Source organism: Mesorhizobium sp. M1A.F.Ca.ET.072.01.1.1, from assembly GCF_004023325.1.
Lineage (GTDB): Bacteria > Pseudomonadota > Alphaproteobacteria > Rhizobiales > Rhizobiaceae > Mesorhizobium.
The window spans coordinates 1-16,122 of record NZ_RZSF01000143.1 but is presented as its reverse complement, the minus strand read 5'-3'; the positions used below and the strand labels follow the sequence as shown (position 1 = coordinate 16,122).

General features: G+C 58.6%; 12 protein-coding genes and 2 pseudogenes. 6 read left to right on the top strand and 8 right to left on the bottom strand.

All coding sequences use genetic code 11. From position 1 onward, the window contains the following. Nucleotides 1-1,466: ABC transporter ATP-binding protein (locus EOA32_RS19790; RefSeq protein ID WP_145971321.1), on the bottom strand; the 1,466-nt coding region annotated here is incomplete at its 3' end. Between the two features lie 676 nt (nt 1,467-2,142). On the opposite strand from EOA32_RS19790, the gene EOA32_RS19785 reads away from it, so the two are divergent. The 5 genes from EOA32_RS19785 to EOA32_RS19765 all read left to right on the top strand — a co-directional run bounded on the left by EOA32_RS19785 (nt 2,143) and on the right by EOA32_RS19765 (nt 9,492). Further along, on the top strand, nt 2,143-2,886 hold the full coding sequence (locus EOA32_RS19785) for a LuxR family transcriptional regulator (protein ID WP_126080645.1): 744 nt from the start codon (nt 2,143-2,145) through the stop codon (nt 2,884-2,886). A 969-nt stretch (nt 2,887-3,855) separates the two neighbouring features. Further along, entirely contained in the window at nt 3,856-4,737 is an 882-nt protein-coding gene (locus tag EOA32_RS19780; RefSeq protein WP_245499330.1) for an SPASM domain-containing protein, read from the top strand. Nucleotides 4,738-5,607: 870 nt separating this feature from the next. After that, entirely contained in the window at nt 5,608-6,864 is a 1,257-nt protein-coding gene (gene ectB / locus EOA32_RS19775) for a diaminobutyrate--2-oxoglutarate transaminase (protein ID WP_126080646.1), read from the top strand. Then, nucleotides 6,857-7,696: a hypothetical protein gene (locus EOA32_RS19770; RefSeq protein ID WP_126080647.1), complete on the top strand. Its 840-nt coding sequence runs from the start codon at nt 6,857-6,859 to the stop codon at nt 7,694-7,696. Before ectB ends, EOA32_RS19770 begins: the two co-directional genes overlap by 8 nt. A 524-nt stretch (nt 7,697-8,220) precedes the next feature. Continuing rightward, a complete protein-coding gene (locus EOA32_RS19765; RefSeq protein WP_126080648.1) occupies nt 8,221-9,492 on the top strand; it encodes an aminotransferase class I/II-fold pyridoxal phosphate-dependent enzyme in 1,272 nt (423 codons plus the stop codon). A 36-nt stretch (nt 9,493-9,528) separates the two neighbouring features. Here the strand turns inward: EOA32_RS19765 and EOA32_RS19760 are convergent. The 5 genes and pseudogenes from EOA32_RS19760 to EOA32_RS40780 form a co-directional block, all read right to left on the bottom strand. Beyond that, nucleotides 9,529-10,700 (bottom strand): annotated as a pseudogene (locus EOA32_RS19760) (IS5 family transposase). A gap of 595 nt (nt 10,701-11,295) precedes the next feature. Next, complete coding sequence (locus EOA32_RS39935; RefSeq protein WP_245466465.1) at nt 11,296-11,538, bottom strand: tyrosine-type recombinase/integrase; 243 nt, start codon at nt 11,536-11,538, stop codon at nt 11,296-11,298. A gap of 119 nt (nt 11,539-11,657) precedes the next feature. After that, a pseudogene (locus EOA32_RS40785) lies at nt 11,658-11,840 on the bottom strand (transposase); the annotation flags it as partial. 344 nt (nt 11,841-12,184) lie between these two features. Beyond that, complete coding sequence (gene fabG, locus EOA32_RS19745) at nt 12,185-12,946, bottom strand: 3-oxoacyl-ACP reductase FabG (protein WP_245499329.1); 762 nt, start codon at nt 12,944-12,946, stop codon at nt 12,185-12,187. Nucleotides 12,947-12,969: 23 nt separating this feature from the next. Continuing rightward, nucleotides 12,970-13,296, bottom strand: a complete 327-nt coding sequence (locus EOA32_RS40780) for a thiamine pyrophosphate-dependent enzyme (RefSeq protein WP_348526695.1) — start codon at nt 13,294-13,296, stop codon at nt 12,970-12,972. Here EOA32_RS40780 and EOA32_RS40775 point away from each other — a divergent pair. Continuing rightward, complete coding sequence (locus tag EOA32_RS40775) at nt 13,286-13,636, top strand: hypothetical protein (RefSeq protein WP_348526696.1); 351 nt, start codon at nt 13,286-13,288, stop codon at nt 13,634-13,636. The genes EOA32_RS40780 and EOA32_RS40775 overlap by 11 nt on opposite strands. Nucleotides 13,637-13,753: 117 nt before the next feature. Here the strand turns inward: EOA32_RS40775 and EOA32_RS19735 are convergent, their stop codons facing one another. Together EOA32_RS19735 and EOA32_RS19730 are read right to left on the bottom strand one after the other, a co-directional pair. Next, nucleotides 13,754-15,112: an aspartate aminotransferase family protein gene (locus EOA32_RS19735; RefSeq protein ID WP_245466456.1), complete on the bottom strand. Its 1,359-nt coding sequence runs from the start codon at nt 15,110-15,112 to the stop codon at nt 13,754-13,756. A 228-nt stretch (nt 15,113-15,340) separates the two neighbouring features. Then, nucleotides 15,341-16,122, bottom strand: a 782-nt coding sequence (locus tag EOA32_RS19730; RefSeq protein WP_128372638.1) for an ATP-grasp domain-containing protein, incomplete at its 5' end; no start/stop codon positions are given.

Below are 16,122 nucleotides of genomic sequence, written 5' to 3'. Positions count from 1 at the left end.
CCTCTTTCGCCGACCAATGTCCCATAGCCCTTCGGCAGGGGCGCGATGAAGTCATGCGCACTGGCCAGCCGTGCCGCTTGCTCGATTTCGGCCTGGCTCGCGCCAGGCCGGCCATAGGCGATGTTCTCGGCAAGCGACCTGTGAAACAGGATAGGCTCCTGCTGCACGATCGCGATCTGCGAACGGAGCGACTCTTGGGTCACCTCGGAGACGTCCTGGCCGTCTATCAGGATCCGGCCGCCGCTCAGGTCGTAGAGTCTCTGGATGAGCTTCACGAATGTTGACTTGCCGGAACCGGAAGGTCCAACCAACCCAACCCTTTCGCCAGCCTCAATCGACAGCGAACATTGGCTATAGATCGGCAGGGGATGGTTGGCGTAACGGAAGTGGACGTTCTCGAAATCGATGCGGCCCGTCGTGATCCGGATCGGCTTGGCCTCTGGACGATCCGCAACATCCAGCTGCTGATTGTGGATGGCCACCAGTTCTTCCATATCATTAACCGAGCGTTGCACGGTGCGGACATGCATGCCGGCATCACGCAGATAGCCCTTCAGGACGATGAAGGACGTGAGAACATAGGCTATCTCGCCCGGCGTTGCCTGTCCATGCGACCACAGAAGCAGGGCATATCCGACCACCGCCACCCTGAGCGCAACCAAAGTGACGCCTTGGGTTGAGTCGACGATCGTTCCGCGCACCCAACTCCGGCGCGCGCGGTGCCGCCATTTGGTCATGATATTTTCAAGCCGCTGGTCTTCGCGAACCTCGGCGCCGAAGCCTTTGACCACAGCGTTGCAACTGACCGCGTCCGCAAGCGCGCCGCCGAGCTTTGTGTCCCATTGGTTGGCAAGGCTCGCCGCCGGCGCGACATAGCTGAGCGACAGCGAAATCGAAAACGCTAGATAGATCAGAGAGCCGCAAGCAAAGATCACGCCCATGACCGGCCAGTGCCAGCCGAGCAGCGCCGTCGAACCTACCAAGATGATAAAGGACGGGAACAGCGCGACCAATATTGTGCTGTTTAGAGGGTCGAGCGCCCACATGCCGCGCGTTATCTTGCGCACTGTCGAGCCGGCGAAGCTGTTCGCATGCCAGTCTGTCGAAAAGCGCTGGACATGATAGAACGCTTCGTTCGCGACATCGGACATCATCTTCAGCAAAAGATCGTTCAGGCCAATGACGGCGATGTGGCGCATGGCGATGGCAACGAGCGCAAGCGCAATCGGTACAGAGAAGGCTGCAAGGGCCGAATGCCAGGCTGGTGCTGCCACAGCAGCGCCGCCTGCAACAGCATCGATGAGACGACCTGAATAGACCGGCATCAGCACGTCAGCCAGCGTGGAGGCAAGCATCGCAGCCGTGATGATCGCGAGCCGCACCGGCTGCCGGCTCCAGTGGCGGACAGTGAAGGCGAGTACGTGGCGACCAGTGGCGCCGCGTCCATGGACGGGGAAACGTTTCATAGTTTCCAAGCGGGCGCATCAACACGCTCGGTCCCAAAGACGTTAAAAGACAAAACTAGAATTTTCGACCTCCCCCATAACAGCATCAATTTTGGCGGGCAGCTCCTGCCGCCTCACGACGGTGATGTTCAAAAGTCGTGCCAACTGAGCGGGAACATCCGAAGGACAAATTCAGCAGGTTACCGAGCCTGGAGAAAGTCAGCCGCGATCCAGTCGAATACTTTTGCTACGGCTGCCCAGCTCGGGAGATTGGAAAAGAAGGTCGACGTATCGATTGAATTGTGAACTTGTTCTTTCTCCATCCGATAAGCGGAGTGAGTGCATCACGTTGCCTCGATCAAATAAGTACAGTTGCCATGCAGCTTTCTCAGGCCCGGGACTTAGGTGCTGATTTCAAAAGCGCGCCGCGAATACGTTCCTGCCCATATTCCGTCAATCGAATGCTCGACTGTCGGATTGTGCGCTCCCCGACACAGTGCTGTTCGGTTCGCCTCCTGGGTACCTCCCCCAGTCGATTGACGACCTGAAGAAGAAGCTTCGCTCGCAAGCTGGCACGACTCTTGAGGGTACTCCAGGTGGCGAAAGGAACTCCGGCTCGAGTCCCGTTGACTTCGGATGTTGCGAGGCTGGGCTGGAGCAAACTTTGCACCGATGAGAACGCAATGAAGGAGGCATCATGGAACTCCCGCAGGTGGAGTTAGACCTATTCCTCGAGATGACTGATGATATCGCTCAATCCGAACAGTTGTTCGAACGGATGTCTGCGTTTGCGCTGAAGTTCGATTGCCCGTGGATTGCCTATGGCCCGCTCGCATCAAAACAGGGGGTTTTCAAGCCGAACCGAGAGGGTTCTGTGGTGATGTGGAATTATCCTGCTGAATGGCAGGAGCGCTACTCGAGAATGGGCTATGCCAAAATAGACCCACTCATCAAGAAAGGTCGAAAGGAGGCGGGGCCCTTTCGATGGAGCGAGGTGTATACCGATGAAAGCATAACTGAAGATGGACGCCGCGTCTTGGACGAAGCAGCAACATTCGGCTTGAGGTCAGGCGTTACCGTCCCATTACATGGCCCTGGTGACAGCTTTAGGTTTGTGAGTTTTGCTCAATCCTCGGACTGCGAATTGCAGAATAGAACGATCACCTACCTGCAAATGGCCGCGCTGCGGTTTCATCGGATGGTTACGAAGTTCGACACTACGACTGCGTCGGAACGAGTACATAACCTGTCTCCGAGAGAAATACATTGCATTGATTGGGTGTCGAAAGGAAAATCGTCATGGGAAATAGGAACTATTTTAGGCAGATCACGAAATACGATAGATTTCCATTTAAAAAATGTAATGCGGAAGTTGGATGCGACCAGCAGAACGGTAGCTGTTGTAAAAGCTTTGAAACTTGGGATTATCGAACCGCCGTAGGTGCGCAGCTAGTTCTCCGCCCGTAGTAGCGCGCGTGATAGCCGAGAGCTCCGGCGTGCGCTCGCTCTTCGAAGCCCCAGCGCCTCGTCCATCTCGGCCTCGAGCACCTCCTGCATCACCCACCTCGTTCGATCTATCCGGGTTTCAAAGCAGAATGTCTTTGACGGCAGCGCTGGCGGTCTTACTTTCCGTCTTGATCATGGCGGCGTTCCTTCCAGGGAATCGGTGACGTTGAGCACCACCCTGTCATGACCGCCCGCTCTCAGCGAATTTGCAGAACTCAGCACGCCATTCTGTCTTAAGCGACTGACGCATGAGTGATGTGTGTCCAAAATCTGACAGCCGTCAGAAAACATGTCGGGTTCAAAACAGCGGAGCGTCTTGGGCCTGTCGGGCTTTTCGAAGCCTATCACGCAGTAACTGCGCGCCAAGGGCACTGGCACGGCCTTTGCTGGTCGAGGTGCGGCAATATAGTGTGAGGGTTAAGCCGCATGAGAACACGGAACTCGCTCGACGTAAGGGATGATCGACCTCATCCAGAAAGCTTCTCTCCGGCGGGTTCGAGGGTGCTGCGCGCGCATCTCGGCGACGGGCCAGCGATCGACGATTGAGGCTACATCTCCGGAGCGAGTGATGCCTCGAAAATTGCAATGCTGTCTCTGGTCCGACGCGCTGGAAGTTTGTGAAGAGTCGGCCCGGCAAATCGGCGAACCGGTCGGCTTAGGCTGCGAAAAAGGGTAGATGGCCGCGTTGCCGCGGTGGATCAACAGGCGGTGTCAGAAAGCCAAAGGCACACGTACACTATCGTGGCGCTTCGCAGGAGGTAGATGGGAGTAATCACCAGTGATTTTACCGGAACTTCGCTCAGCAAACACAGCCGGCAGGGTTTTGGAGATAACGACGACCACGGGATGTGTCGTAGGATGTTCATATTGTCCCCAGGACAAGTTCGCGGTCCGGCAAAGAAAAGTGTCTCATGCGAGTCATCTGGGTCTTGAAGATTTCAAGCGGTGTCTGGCCCGCGTACCGACTTCCGTCGACATTGGTTTTGCGGGATACTCCGAACCTTGGCTCAATCCGGACTGCACCGAAATGGTGGAGCACGCCTTCGCCAAAGGCCATGGCATCAGGATTTTTACGACGCTGGTGGGAATGAACGGGCAGGACCTGCAGCGATTGCAAGCCTTGCGCTTGGGCGTATTCGTGGTCCATGTTTTCGATGACGGCACCTACATGAACAGCCGCCTGGTCGGAGACAAGTATCGCGATCTGGTTCGTCAACTCGTCGACGCGGACATCCCCTTGATCCGATTCGTGGCCTTGGGCGAGCCCCACCCAGATATAGCCGACATTATTCCTACCGAAGCACTGATAAAAGCGCGGCCGGTGAGCAGTAGGGGTGGAAGCGTCGACCCTAAGATCGTTGCACCACGTCAGCCAGTGCTCGGAGCCCTAACCTGCGTGGACGAACGACAGTATCGGAATGTTCTTCTTCCAAACGGCGACGTCACCCTGTGCTGCATGGATTTTGAACGGAGTCACGTATTGGGCAACCTTCTATATGAGGGTTACTCCGATCTGTTTGAAAAGCCAGTTTTTCGCGAAATCGTCGACCGCATGAATGGAGCGGATGGTTTTCTGCTTTGCAGAATGTGTGAATTCGCCGATCCAAACGACCGGACCTGGGCGGATGCCGGCCGAGAGGGCGTGCCTGGCAATGCGGATGGCCCCACGACAAATGCACCTGCTCGCGACGCCATCGTGTTTTCGCGTGAGGCGCGGCAGTGGGCCTCGACCACATCGAAAGGGGTCTTCGGCTTCCAACCGAGCTTGTCGGCCTGCCTGCCTTGAGGTAACGCCGATCACAGGTCAACCTCGGTCGGACGGAAACAGCGTTCGTCGATCCCGATCAGCGCTTGATTACTTACTCACGGCCCACCTCGTCAACGCCTTCAGCCTCCCAGACGATCTCCTGTTCGACTCGCCTGAAGGCAGCAGCCCCAGCTGCGGCCGGGGATGGTTGCCGTCGCGGTAGTTGACGCTCTCGAAACCGATGCGGCCCTTCGCCAGCGCGTCTCCCGGTTGCTTCCGCCTGGCCTACGAACGGGCTTTCCGTCAAGGGGGTCCACGGCGGCCCCGCCCTTTTGATCCGGCGGCTCGGGCCAGTTATCGCGCAAGAGATCGGAATCCGCATTCTTCTCAAAGAGAGCGTGGCTTTCGCTGTGTCATCGGTCATCAAATAGTTTCTTGAATCAGGTTGGTGTCCGCAGCCCGAGGTTGAACGGCGAATATTGATGACCGCCGCGAAGCCGCTCGCTCGCTACGGCGCCATCGAGGAGCGCGCTCGCGAGCGGCTTCGCTACCGCCGAGCGACACAACCTCTGGCGACGCGACCCTGCTGATCTCCTTGGACCCATTCATTTGTGCGGAGGCGCTATGGGCAGCGATGGGTGGGTACGTCAACTACCTGATGCCATAGTATCGGTGCTTTCGCGGAAGGTTTAGAAGCCATCTTGTTGCAGCACATTCCCCGAAGACATCCGAATGGAGGGCAACGCAACCAACAATATTCAATGAGGATCCCGGCACCACCAGACCAAACCCAGACCAAACAAAGCTGCCTCCGGCATTCTGCTTCAATGTTAAACGACGAACATATGCCGCAAACCACTAGCCATTAAACAGCTCTCTTCTTTGACGACTATGTGCAGAGGACTTAATATGGACACCGACGCTTTCACGGCTCATGAATCTAGCGTTCGTCGTTATTGCCGGGCGTTCCCCACCGTCTTTACGAAGGCCCTTGGGGCGACGATCTGGGACGAGACGGGTAAGCCCTTTATCGATTTCCTGGTGGGTTCCGGCGCACTCAACTACGGGCACAACAATCCGGATATTATGGCGCCGGCGATTGAATATCTCGTCGGTGAGAACATTCTTCTGTCGCTTGATATGCATACGGCGGCAAAGCGTGACTTCATTGAAGGGTTCGTCGATTGGATCCTGAAACCCAGAGGCCTTTCATACAAGATTCAGTTTCCTGGGCCGACCGGCACGAACGCCAACGAAGCGGCTCTGGCGCTGGCGCGAAAATACACCGGCCGCTCGAGCGTCATGGCCTTTACGAATGCGTTCCACGGCATGTCGCTCGGCTCTCTAGCGGTGTCGGGCTCGGCCTCAACCAGGGAACTGGGAGGCGTCGCTCGCCACGATGTGATCCGTGTTCCCTATGACGGCTATCCGAGCCAAGCTTTCGATTCCGCCAGTTACATCGACAGCGTTTTGAGCGACCCGGGGAGCGGCATAGAAAAGCCTGCCGCAATCATTCTGGAGACCATCCAGGCAGAGGGCGGCATGAACGCCGCATCCGCAGCGTGGCTCACGGAAATTCAGCGCATTTGCCGCACGCATGGCATTGTTTTTATCGTCGACGACATCCAGGCAGGTGCGGGCCGAACTGGCGACTTCTTCTCATTCGAGTCTGCAAAAATCGAACCGGATATTGTTTGTCTTTCTAAGTCCCTTAGCGGTTCAGGTAGTCCGTTGTCCATCGTTCTGATTCGACCCGACTTGGATATATGGAAGCCCGGAGAACATAGCGGGACCTTCAGAGGAAACAATTTCGCCTTCGTGACGGCAGGAGCCATGTGCAAGATGTGGTCGGATAGGAAATTTACTGCAGGTGTCGAGCGGACAGCCGTCAGGCTGCAAACGCACCTCGATCGCCTGGTTGCGAAATTTCCAAGATACATCGAACAGAAGCGCGGCCGCGGTCTGATGGCCGGCCTGAAATGCCGTTCACCGGCAGTTGTCGGCCGCGTGCACGATGTCGCATTCGAAAATGGCCTTCTTATCGAATCCTCGGGGCCAAATCGCGACGTTATCAAAGTCCTCCCGCCGATAACCATCACCGATGCCGAACTCGATCGTGGCATCACCATCCTTGAACACGCACTACAGGAGCAAGACAATGCCTAGTCAGATATCTCAAGTGCCAGCCATCTCGCCGGTTTCGATCAAAGAACGGACCGGGTCGATCAACACGGCGGAGATCATCTCGGTCCTGAAAGGTGAGCTCACCGCTCTGCACATCAAGCAAGCTTTCAGCACCGAAGTAGCAGAGGAGATCACTACGAACTTTATTGGAAGCTCCGGTCTCAGAGAGCGTAAAGATGGTGTGCCCGGACAATATGTCGGTGCATCTCACTACAGAAAGGATGCAGCCACCTATTTCGCAGACGCCGAAAACGCGCGGCCGTACGTCGATGCCCTTTTTAAGAATTTGGTTGACCCGGTTCGAGCAGTATTCGGGGCGTTGAAGCGAGAGCTTCACAACCAGGGAATCGAATTGCGGCTAGCGCGTTCCGAACACGGCCAGGCCAATGTTTGTCGCGGCCTCAGTTGGTCGGGCACAGGCACGTTTTCCTTGGATCCCCACGACGACGTCGCTCAAGTCTTACGTGCTGGCGATGATTACGAGCTTTCTGCGGTGGCGCACAATACGGTCGCAGCGCTCAACCTCTATCCCAGCATGCCTGAGGAAGGCGGCAATCTGAAGCTCTGGAGCCACAAGCCGACGGTTGCGGACCGGATATCGCAAGGTGTGGAGACCACTGGATACCCCTATTCGGCAGCCTATCTGGAGGCCGTCCCTTGCCGCGAGTTCGAGCTCAAAACTGGGGATATCGCCCTAATCGATGGCGGCTTCGTTCACGGGGTTACCGGTCAATCAGGCAACGGAAAGCGTCGCGTGCTGCTGAATTGCTTTTTCGGATTTGCGCGGCCAGATCTTGTTCTCTGGTGGACCTGAGTGGATGTCCCCGACCGCGGGTCATATCGGCCTGAGTGGGAGCGCCGCGGCGAACAGAAGCCACAAAAGCTCCTGAACCGTCTAGCAGGAGCGGGAAGTAGTCGGCGGTGGCCAGGGAGGCGCCGCCGACGTCGTCCTGATTGTGGGCGATACAGGTGCCGCCCCTCCGGTGTTCAGCTTTGATTGCGCCGATGACGGGCTCGACCGCGTGGCGGTTCCCTTGTCTCGCGATTCATTTCCGGTGTCATGTTCCACCTAGTGCTGAAAACTCCAACCTGGGCTTTGCGGCACGTTGTGCCAGGATGCGCCGGCTACTCAGGGCAGAAGAACTCTTCACCCCAGAACTGGGTATTCGGGTCTCTCCACCCAGGGCGCGCCAGCTCCTCATCCGACAGACTGAAGGTGTCTTCGGGATCATATCAGACGGCCATCAGCCGCATCGGAATTCGGCGGTTCGCAATTTGGATCACGTGAGACTGGGGAGCCAATTTACCGCAAATATGCACTTTTGAAAGGACGTCCAAATGTCTCCGGTGGAATTCACAGCGGGCGCTGCAAACGCCAGTCATTTCCGCAACACCGCTTCGGTCATTGATCGGACGCGAATGCATTTCGAACGGGCTCACCAACGTGGTCTCATGGGTGTTTACGGGCGGTCTTTAGAGGGGAGGGCGGTCATGATCACGGAGGGCGAGCGTCGAGGCGATACCATGGCCGACTACGTACGTTGTTGCTACCTCGGCTTGGACAATCATCCAGCTATCGTTGCAGGCGCGGTTGCCGCGATAAAGGAATACGGATCACTCCACTGGTCTTGTGCACGCACGCGCCTGAATTTCGGACTCGTTGGTGAACTTGAGGGATTGCTTTCCCAACTCTTTGGGGCGCGGATTATTACTTACTCGACGGTTATGATTGCCAACATGGGCGCACTGCCAATCATCGCCTCCGGACATTTAACGGGAGGTCAAAGACCTGTCATGGTGTTCGACCGTCTGGCACATGCCTCGCTTGCCTTTCATAAGCCAGTTGTGGCCGAGGAGACCCAAGTCGAGACAATTCCTCACAATGACCTCGATGCTTTGGAGCAGCTTTGCCGCAAGCATCCAATCGTCGCTTACGTCTGCGATGGCGTCTATTCGATGGGCGGCTTCGCGCCGATCGAAGGGCTTCTTGAGTTGCAGGAAAAGTATGGCCTTTTTCTTTACATCGACGACGCACACGGAATTTCACTATTTGGCGAAAGTGGCGAAGGTTTTGCGCGCTCGCAATTACCCAACGAGCTAGGTGAGCGCACGATCGTCGCGGCGTCCCTCGCCAAGGGCTTCGGCGCGTCGGGCGGCATGCTCATGCTGGGAACGGCATATCAAGAAGAGCTATTTCGTTGCTACTCCATTCCGCATGCCTTCTCGGCTTCGCCCAACGTTGCAGCTGTCGGTGCCGCTATGGCCTCGGCGAAAATCCACCGCACGAGCGAGCTCAGGGTTCGCCGAGATCAATTGATCGACCGCATCGCCCTGTTCGACGATCTCATCAACACAGATCAGCGAGGCGCTCCTCTGCCAATTCGCATGATTAATGTGGGCGATGAATTTGCGGCTATTGATTTCGCAGCACGCCTATTCGATGATGGCTTTTACACTTCCGTCACGTTCTTTCCGACGGTCGCTCGGGGCCATGCGGGCATACGCATCTGTCTTACAGCGAGTCACGATCTGTCAGACTTGGCGCGGCTCTGTAATAAGATTCAGATCCACGGACAATCCGTGTTTACCGCAACAGAGGAGCCTCACTGAACACCAAGAATTGTCAGTCGTCCGTGAACAACGAGATTAGTCAGGCTTCGAGTCCTCTCGGCTGACTGGGCTGCGATGAGAAGCCACAAAACCTGTGAACCAGTTGAGCAGGAGGGAGAAGTTGTAGCCGGCGGCGGCGTTGAGGGCGTCGCCCTGCTGGCCGGCGAGGAGTTGCGGCTCATCCGGTGCTCAGCCTTGATGTGGCCGATGCTCTATGGGCTTGCGAGCGTGTGGCCGCCATAGGGATTGCCGGGCAGCGCTTTTTGCATGCAGGGCGAACTGGCCGCCCGGACGCTTCAGCGTGGTGGCCACCGACACCTTCCCCCCGAACTCGTAGGGCATATGCGCCTTCCCTTGCCAATGCATTCCACCTCGTGCGCGTGCAGGCAGTAGATCTTGCGGACGCGCTGGCGCTGACGTTGCTGGAGAACGGTGGCGGCCTGGTAGAGCGGCCATTTGAAGAGCGCGTCCAGCCCCGCATTGCCGGCGATCTGGCGACCAATGTCGCGAATGGTCCGGCCGACATAGTCTTGAGCCTGCGCAGCGCCTTGTTGGCCCGCTTGAACTGCTTGGCGTGGGCATAGCGCTGGTGGCTGATCAGCGCCAGCTTGCCGACCCGCACATAGCTCTGGCGCAAATGGAGGCCCGTCCTCTTGGCCAGCCGCACCAGCCGCTCGCGCGCCCGGTGGATGAGCTTGGCGTCGGTCGGGAACATGACGTTCTTCGGCTGCACGGTGGTGTCGGTCCTCGGACTGATCCGGGGATCACCTGGCGCGTGTCGGCCGGCTTCATCGCCCCGGTCTTGACCGCAAGGCTGAGTCTCGCCTGCAACAGCGCCACGATCCGCTCCTCGCCCATGCGGCTGCGCCAACGCGTCATCAACGAGCGGTCGAACGGCAGCGTATGGCAAAAGAACGTCTCCCGGTGAGATACTGGAAATAGGGGTTCTCCACCCAGCGCTCGCACAGCACCTCGTCGGACAGGTTGAAGGTGTGCTTGAGGATCGCCAGCCCCGCCATCAGCCGGGTCGGCAGCGGCGGCATGCGGGGGCCGTCCGAATAGACCGCGCCAAAACGCTCCTCCAGCATCGGGCAGTCGATCGCATCCGCCAGCCGCACCAGCTCGTGCTTCATGCTGATGATCTGGTCGAGCCTGGAGCGGAACAGGTCCTGCTCTCCCGTCTCGCGCTTCTCGCGTGGCCCCGACATTCGCCGTCCCTCGATTCGCCCGCCGCCGGCCGAGCGAATCACGTTTCGGTTACAGCGTCTATGAAGCGCCCCGCCCACTTGTCTGATTCTAGGAAGGCAGACTATGTACAAAGGGCCGATTCAATTTGAATTCTAGAACAATCGTCATGCCACTCCATATGTAGCAAACCATTTAGTATGCGAAGGATGCGACACTTCCCGCTCTCGGGACTGGTCAACATGAGCTGAAAAAGGAAGGCTGCGACTTCGCAAAGCCCGGCGTGAGACTGGGCTGCTTGCGGAGCCGTCATGCCTTTGATCATCTTGTCGCAAAAAGAGCTGCCGCTCACGACCGCATCGCTCTCGGCGAATCAAAGAGCACGGAAAACGTGTATCGGATCGGGCACACTCACCATCGTAAGCTGCCATGACAGGTCGAATGTTCGCAAGTGCGACCTCGGCAAGCTGCGAGGTGGCGACCTTTACGTACAATGGCGTTGTGTTGATGCTTCGGTGCCCTAGAAGATCGACGACCTCGTTGACCGGCCTTCACTGCTTGACGAGCTGGGTAGCAAGACTGTGGCGCAGGAGATGCGCACCTGCGACTCGCCCGAGTTCAACCCCGCCATGTCGCAAACGCGCATTTGAATGCTGCCACGGGCGGCGTGAAGGACAGGAACAGATACGGACTATCCACCTTCGGTCGAGCGCGCAGGACGTAGTCGGCGAGCGCGGCGCCGGTCTCCTCGAGCGGCGGCGCCACCCGATCCCGCTTGCCCTTGGTGCGCCGGACCGATACCTCGCCAGCACGCCAGTCGATATCCTGCAGCTGAATGGCGCGTAGCTCACCGTTGCGAATGCCCGTCGTGGCGAGTAGCAGCAGGGCTCGATCGCGGATGTCGACGGGCGTCGTTGCGCCGATCGCATCGATTGTCGCCGAAGGTCATCCCATGAAGACGCGGCGGCAAATGCGCCAAACCGCTTTGATGGGTCCGCGGCTTCGGTGCCGGCGAAGCCCTCCGCCTCTACCTGCTGGCCATCCAGGCCCAGAAGCAACTGGTCCTCGGGCAGGCCCTCCGCCCTTGGCCCGAAGCGATAGCGCTGCAACTCCTTGATGATTTGGCGGAGCCTCTCATTCTCCGCACGCGCGGCCAGAAGCATCGCCTGAAGCCAAAACCTCGAGGCGTTGACGGCTGAGCACGTCCTCGCTGCTGTCGAGCATCCGCTGTCGCTATCGGCCACCACCTCCCGCCAATGAGGCGTCCTTGGAACGACGCGGCCGAGATCCTGTCATGGTGGCCTTCGGATGTGAGAAGTCGCCGCCGTGCGCGTGATGCCAGGGCTCGCTTGGCTTGACCACGGCCCTGTCCGAAGGCAGCCTGTTCCAGGCGTTCGCCATGGCCCCTAGTGCAGCAGGTCCGTAAGTTCGCGCATGCGCAGAATGTGCGGGAGTGGCCGGCGCCGCGTCCTTCGTCACTGAATGGTTTGTGCCGCCGGCCGACAGATTAAGAGGGGGCGAACTCACCGCCGTTGACATCGATGATGGCGCCGTTAATGAAGTCGGAATCCGAGCGAACAAGAAACTTAATGACGCGGCTGATGTCTTCGGGCCTGCCGAGCCGGCCGATCGGGATCCGCGCGAGTGCAGCGCGGTTTCCGGGCCTCTCGGGCGGTCCCGTCATATTGCTTAAGACACGGCCAGGGCAGATCGTGTTCACCGTGATACCAAGCCCGGCGTATTCGCTCATGATCGACCGGGCGAGCCCTGCAAGCGCGCTCTTCGAGGCAACGTAGCTCGCTCCGGCGATCTTCGGCTGCGTACGCGCCGCGAGTGAACTGATCAGGACGATACGGCCTTGCCGGGCTTCCGCCATACCGGGCAACACCTCGCGGCAACAGAGGAAGGCGCCCGTGAGGTTCACCCGGATAACATCATCCCATTTGGCAAGCGGCATATGGCCGAGAGCGACACGCTGATCGTTTGGACCTTTCGGCGAGTAGCCAGCATTGCAGACAAGCGCGGATACCGTTCCCCACCGCTCGCGGACATTGGCGAAGAACCGGCAGACGCCGCGTTCGTCACGGAGGTCGACCGTGTCGGCGTGGATATTCCAAGCTGGAAAACGGGCGCGTAGATCGACAGCGGCAGCCTCCACCCGCTCTCTCGTCTGGCTGAAGAAAGCGACGCGCCAGCCAGCGTCGATTAGATGCGCGACGGTCGCAAACCCGATCCCGGTTGCCCCGCCGGTGACGACCGCAACGCCCATTGATTTGGTGTTTTCTGTCGTCATCAAACGGAACCCACGTCGCGCACGACGTTCTGGTCAACCGCGCCGCCGAAAAGGGAAAGAGCAGGATGGGCGTTGGGGGCGGCGACGACCTTGACTAGCCACGGCCTTTCAGAGGCGAGCGCCTCGAGAGCAGGCCCTATGTCGTCCGGTACCCTGACGACGGTCGCGCCGCAACCGCACGCCCGGGCGATTGCTGCGTGGTCGACTGGAGCGAAATGGCAGGCGCTCGTACAGGGTCCTAACGGCATTGCTTCGGCATGCCTTTGGAAGCCGAGCACGCCATTCTTTAGCACGATTACGACGACGGACACGCAGTTGCGTACCATCGGCGCGGCGGCGCCACAGGTCGATGTGTTGGAGGATTTGACAAAGAGCGTTGATCGTGACCGCAGCATGGACCACGAGGCACAGCGCCTCGTAGGTGCAACCGACCTCGGTTGGATCGACGCCGATATGGATGTTGCACGCGCCAGGCGTGATCTGGCGCCAACTGTCTGTTCCATTCTGGTTGGTGCGCGTTCCGACAGGCTCGCCTTGAAAGCCTCCGGAAGTGATGGCACGAGGATGGCCGCGGGCGGCCCGTTTTGGGTGGTAACCACTGCAATCCTGCTTAAGACGCGTTCAAAGTCGTCTGCCATGGCGCCCCCCATCTTCTCCTGCCGGTAGGCGAGCTGGCGGGATGCCAATCGTACCGCAGGCGAGGAGGACGGCAGACGGCAGGCTCTGGCCAAACAAGGGCTTCAACGCACGCGCGATCGCCTGTGCGACGGTTTCTTCCATGATCTAACCCGTGATAGTGTCGAGGAGCGCCGCGCGCTGAATTAGGAAGCGGTCGAAAGCATTTGCGACGAAGGCGATCTCATCCTCCCCCATCGGTGTTGAGAGGCAAGCGGCGGCCGCTTTGGGCAGAATGATGCCTTCCGTGGCGAAGAAGCGAGTTAATTCCGTCATCACGGCCACCTCCTGTAGGGTAAGGAAACTTTCTCGGAACTCTCGCGGCGGCTTGCGCCGCGGGTGAAGGCGAAAGAGGGAAGTGGCTCCAGTGACGCTGAAAGGGGCGCCGTGCCGCGCGATGATGCGTTCGAGCCCGTTTCGCAGTTTGTCCCCCAGCCGCTCGAGGTAATCGAAGGCAGCGCGGTCGAGGGCTTCCATCGCGGCGAGTCCTGCTGCCATCGAGAGCGGATTGGCTGAAAAGGTGCCGCCCTGCGGCAGAGCAGGACCGCCTGATGCGGCCTCGAAGACTGCCATCACCTCGCTGCGGCCTCCGATCGCGCCGATGGGGAGCCCGCCGCCAATGATCTTGCCGAGCGCGAAGAGATCGGGGGCGAGCCCATAGAGCGCAGAGGCGCCTTCGTAACCCTGTCGGAGGTTGAGAACCTCGTCGCTGATAACAAGGATACCGTGACGACGGGCCGTCTCTTGGATGGCGGATACGAAATCCGGCGTGGGCGAAATGAGCCCACTGCGGCTCGGCATGGGATCAACGAGGACGGCTGCGAGACGCCCTGCATGTTCCGTGATCAGCCGGCGCGCGCCCTCGGCGTTGTTGAAGCGCAAAATCACAACGTCATCGAGCACAGCTGGCGGCATGCCGCGATAAGAAAGAGTGGGCGCGGGATGTTCGGGATCGCCCCACGTTTGAGGCGTTGCAGCCTGGCTGACCTCGACCCAGTCGTAGGCGCCGTGATAGGCTCCCTCGATCTTGGCAATGGCGGGACGTCCCGTGAACGCCCGCGCCGCCTTAATCGCAAACATGACCGCCTCGGTACCGGTATTGACGAAGCGGATGCGGTCAAGATGCGGAATTCGGGCGCAGAGAAGCTCAGCAAGATCGATTTCAATCTCGGTCGGGTTGGCGAAGCAGCATCCGCTTCTGAGCTGCTGCGTCACGGCCTCGATCACGGGCGGGAAGGCGTGGCCATGGATGAGGGTCGTGAAGTTGCCGTTGAGGTCTAGGAGACGACGGCCATCAACGTCGACAAGAAACGCACTCTCTCCGTGATGCATGTAGCGGGGAATGGGATCGCGCTCGATAGTGATCCGCGTGGTGCCGTCCGGGAAAACCCTGCGCGCCCGGCCGAAAGTCTCGGCAGAACGGGGTCCGACGAGCGGAGGGGGGGGCAGGGCTGGTTGCTCTAACACCGCGGCTATCCTCTTGCTGTGGCCTGGGAATTACTCGCGCGACATAGCCGCCGCAAAAAATCAGAAGACAATTGTCCACCGCAGATAAGTTCAATTGCCTAGAGGTTCCCAGAAACAAAATTAGGTATCATTCACTTTGCGACGACCGCACTTGATTTTGCACTACAAGTTTCCTCTTCAATAGCTTCCCCTGGTGCGGCGACTTGAGGGGCTGATGATTGTCTTTGTTCACGGAAATGGAGAGATCGACCAACTGATTAAGTTCACCGCACGCTGAATTATCGCCTCGGTCCGGACACGGTCGGGTGAAGCGGCTATGACATGTCCCATGCGATCTCGATAGTCGCCTTTCCTCACGATAGGGGTATTGGGCTCGACACAAAATTGCACCTCTGCGACACCCGGTACAGCAGCAGCCTGACTGCCGCCATGGATCCAATCGACGATGCCATCACGGTCAGGAATTAGGACCCGGACGGCCACAATGTGTGAATGCCTTCTGCGCAAATCCCATTCGTGGCCGACGGCAAGCTTGATGTGTTCGGTGATAAGATCGACTCCATAAGCCAGCCGAACCAATTGAGAACCCGTCCCGCCCAAAAGTCGCGGATTCACTTCAATGACGACAGGGCCAAGCTTCGTCCACCGGAGTTCAACATTCGTGGGACCCCAGCCAAGGCCGAGAATTCGCAAGCAGCTCAGCGAAACGTCGGCGATTCGCTCGTGCTCGTCATCTGTCAGCGAGGCTGGCTGGGTGCCGCTATGAAAGACGAAATGCGGTGGGGGGCCGTAGTCAGCGGCGGCAATCGCAACGACCTCATTTCCCATTATCTGAGCGATATAATGCGGACCATTCGCGTATTCTTCAACAAGTATCCTCGGCGAAGATCGCCAAATGTGCTTCCCACCCAATAGGTAGGTGGTATGTTCGGCTAACTCATCGACGGTGCTGCATAATCGCACACCGATGCTGCCGCTGCCTATGGCTGGCTTCAGAATCACCGGCAGGC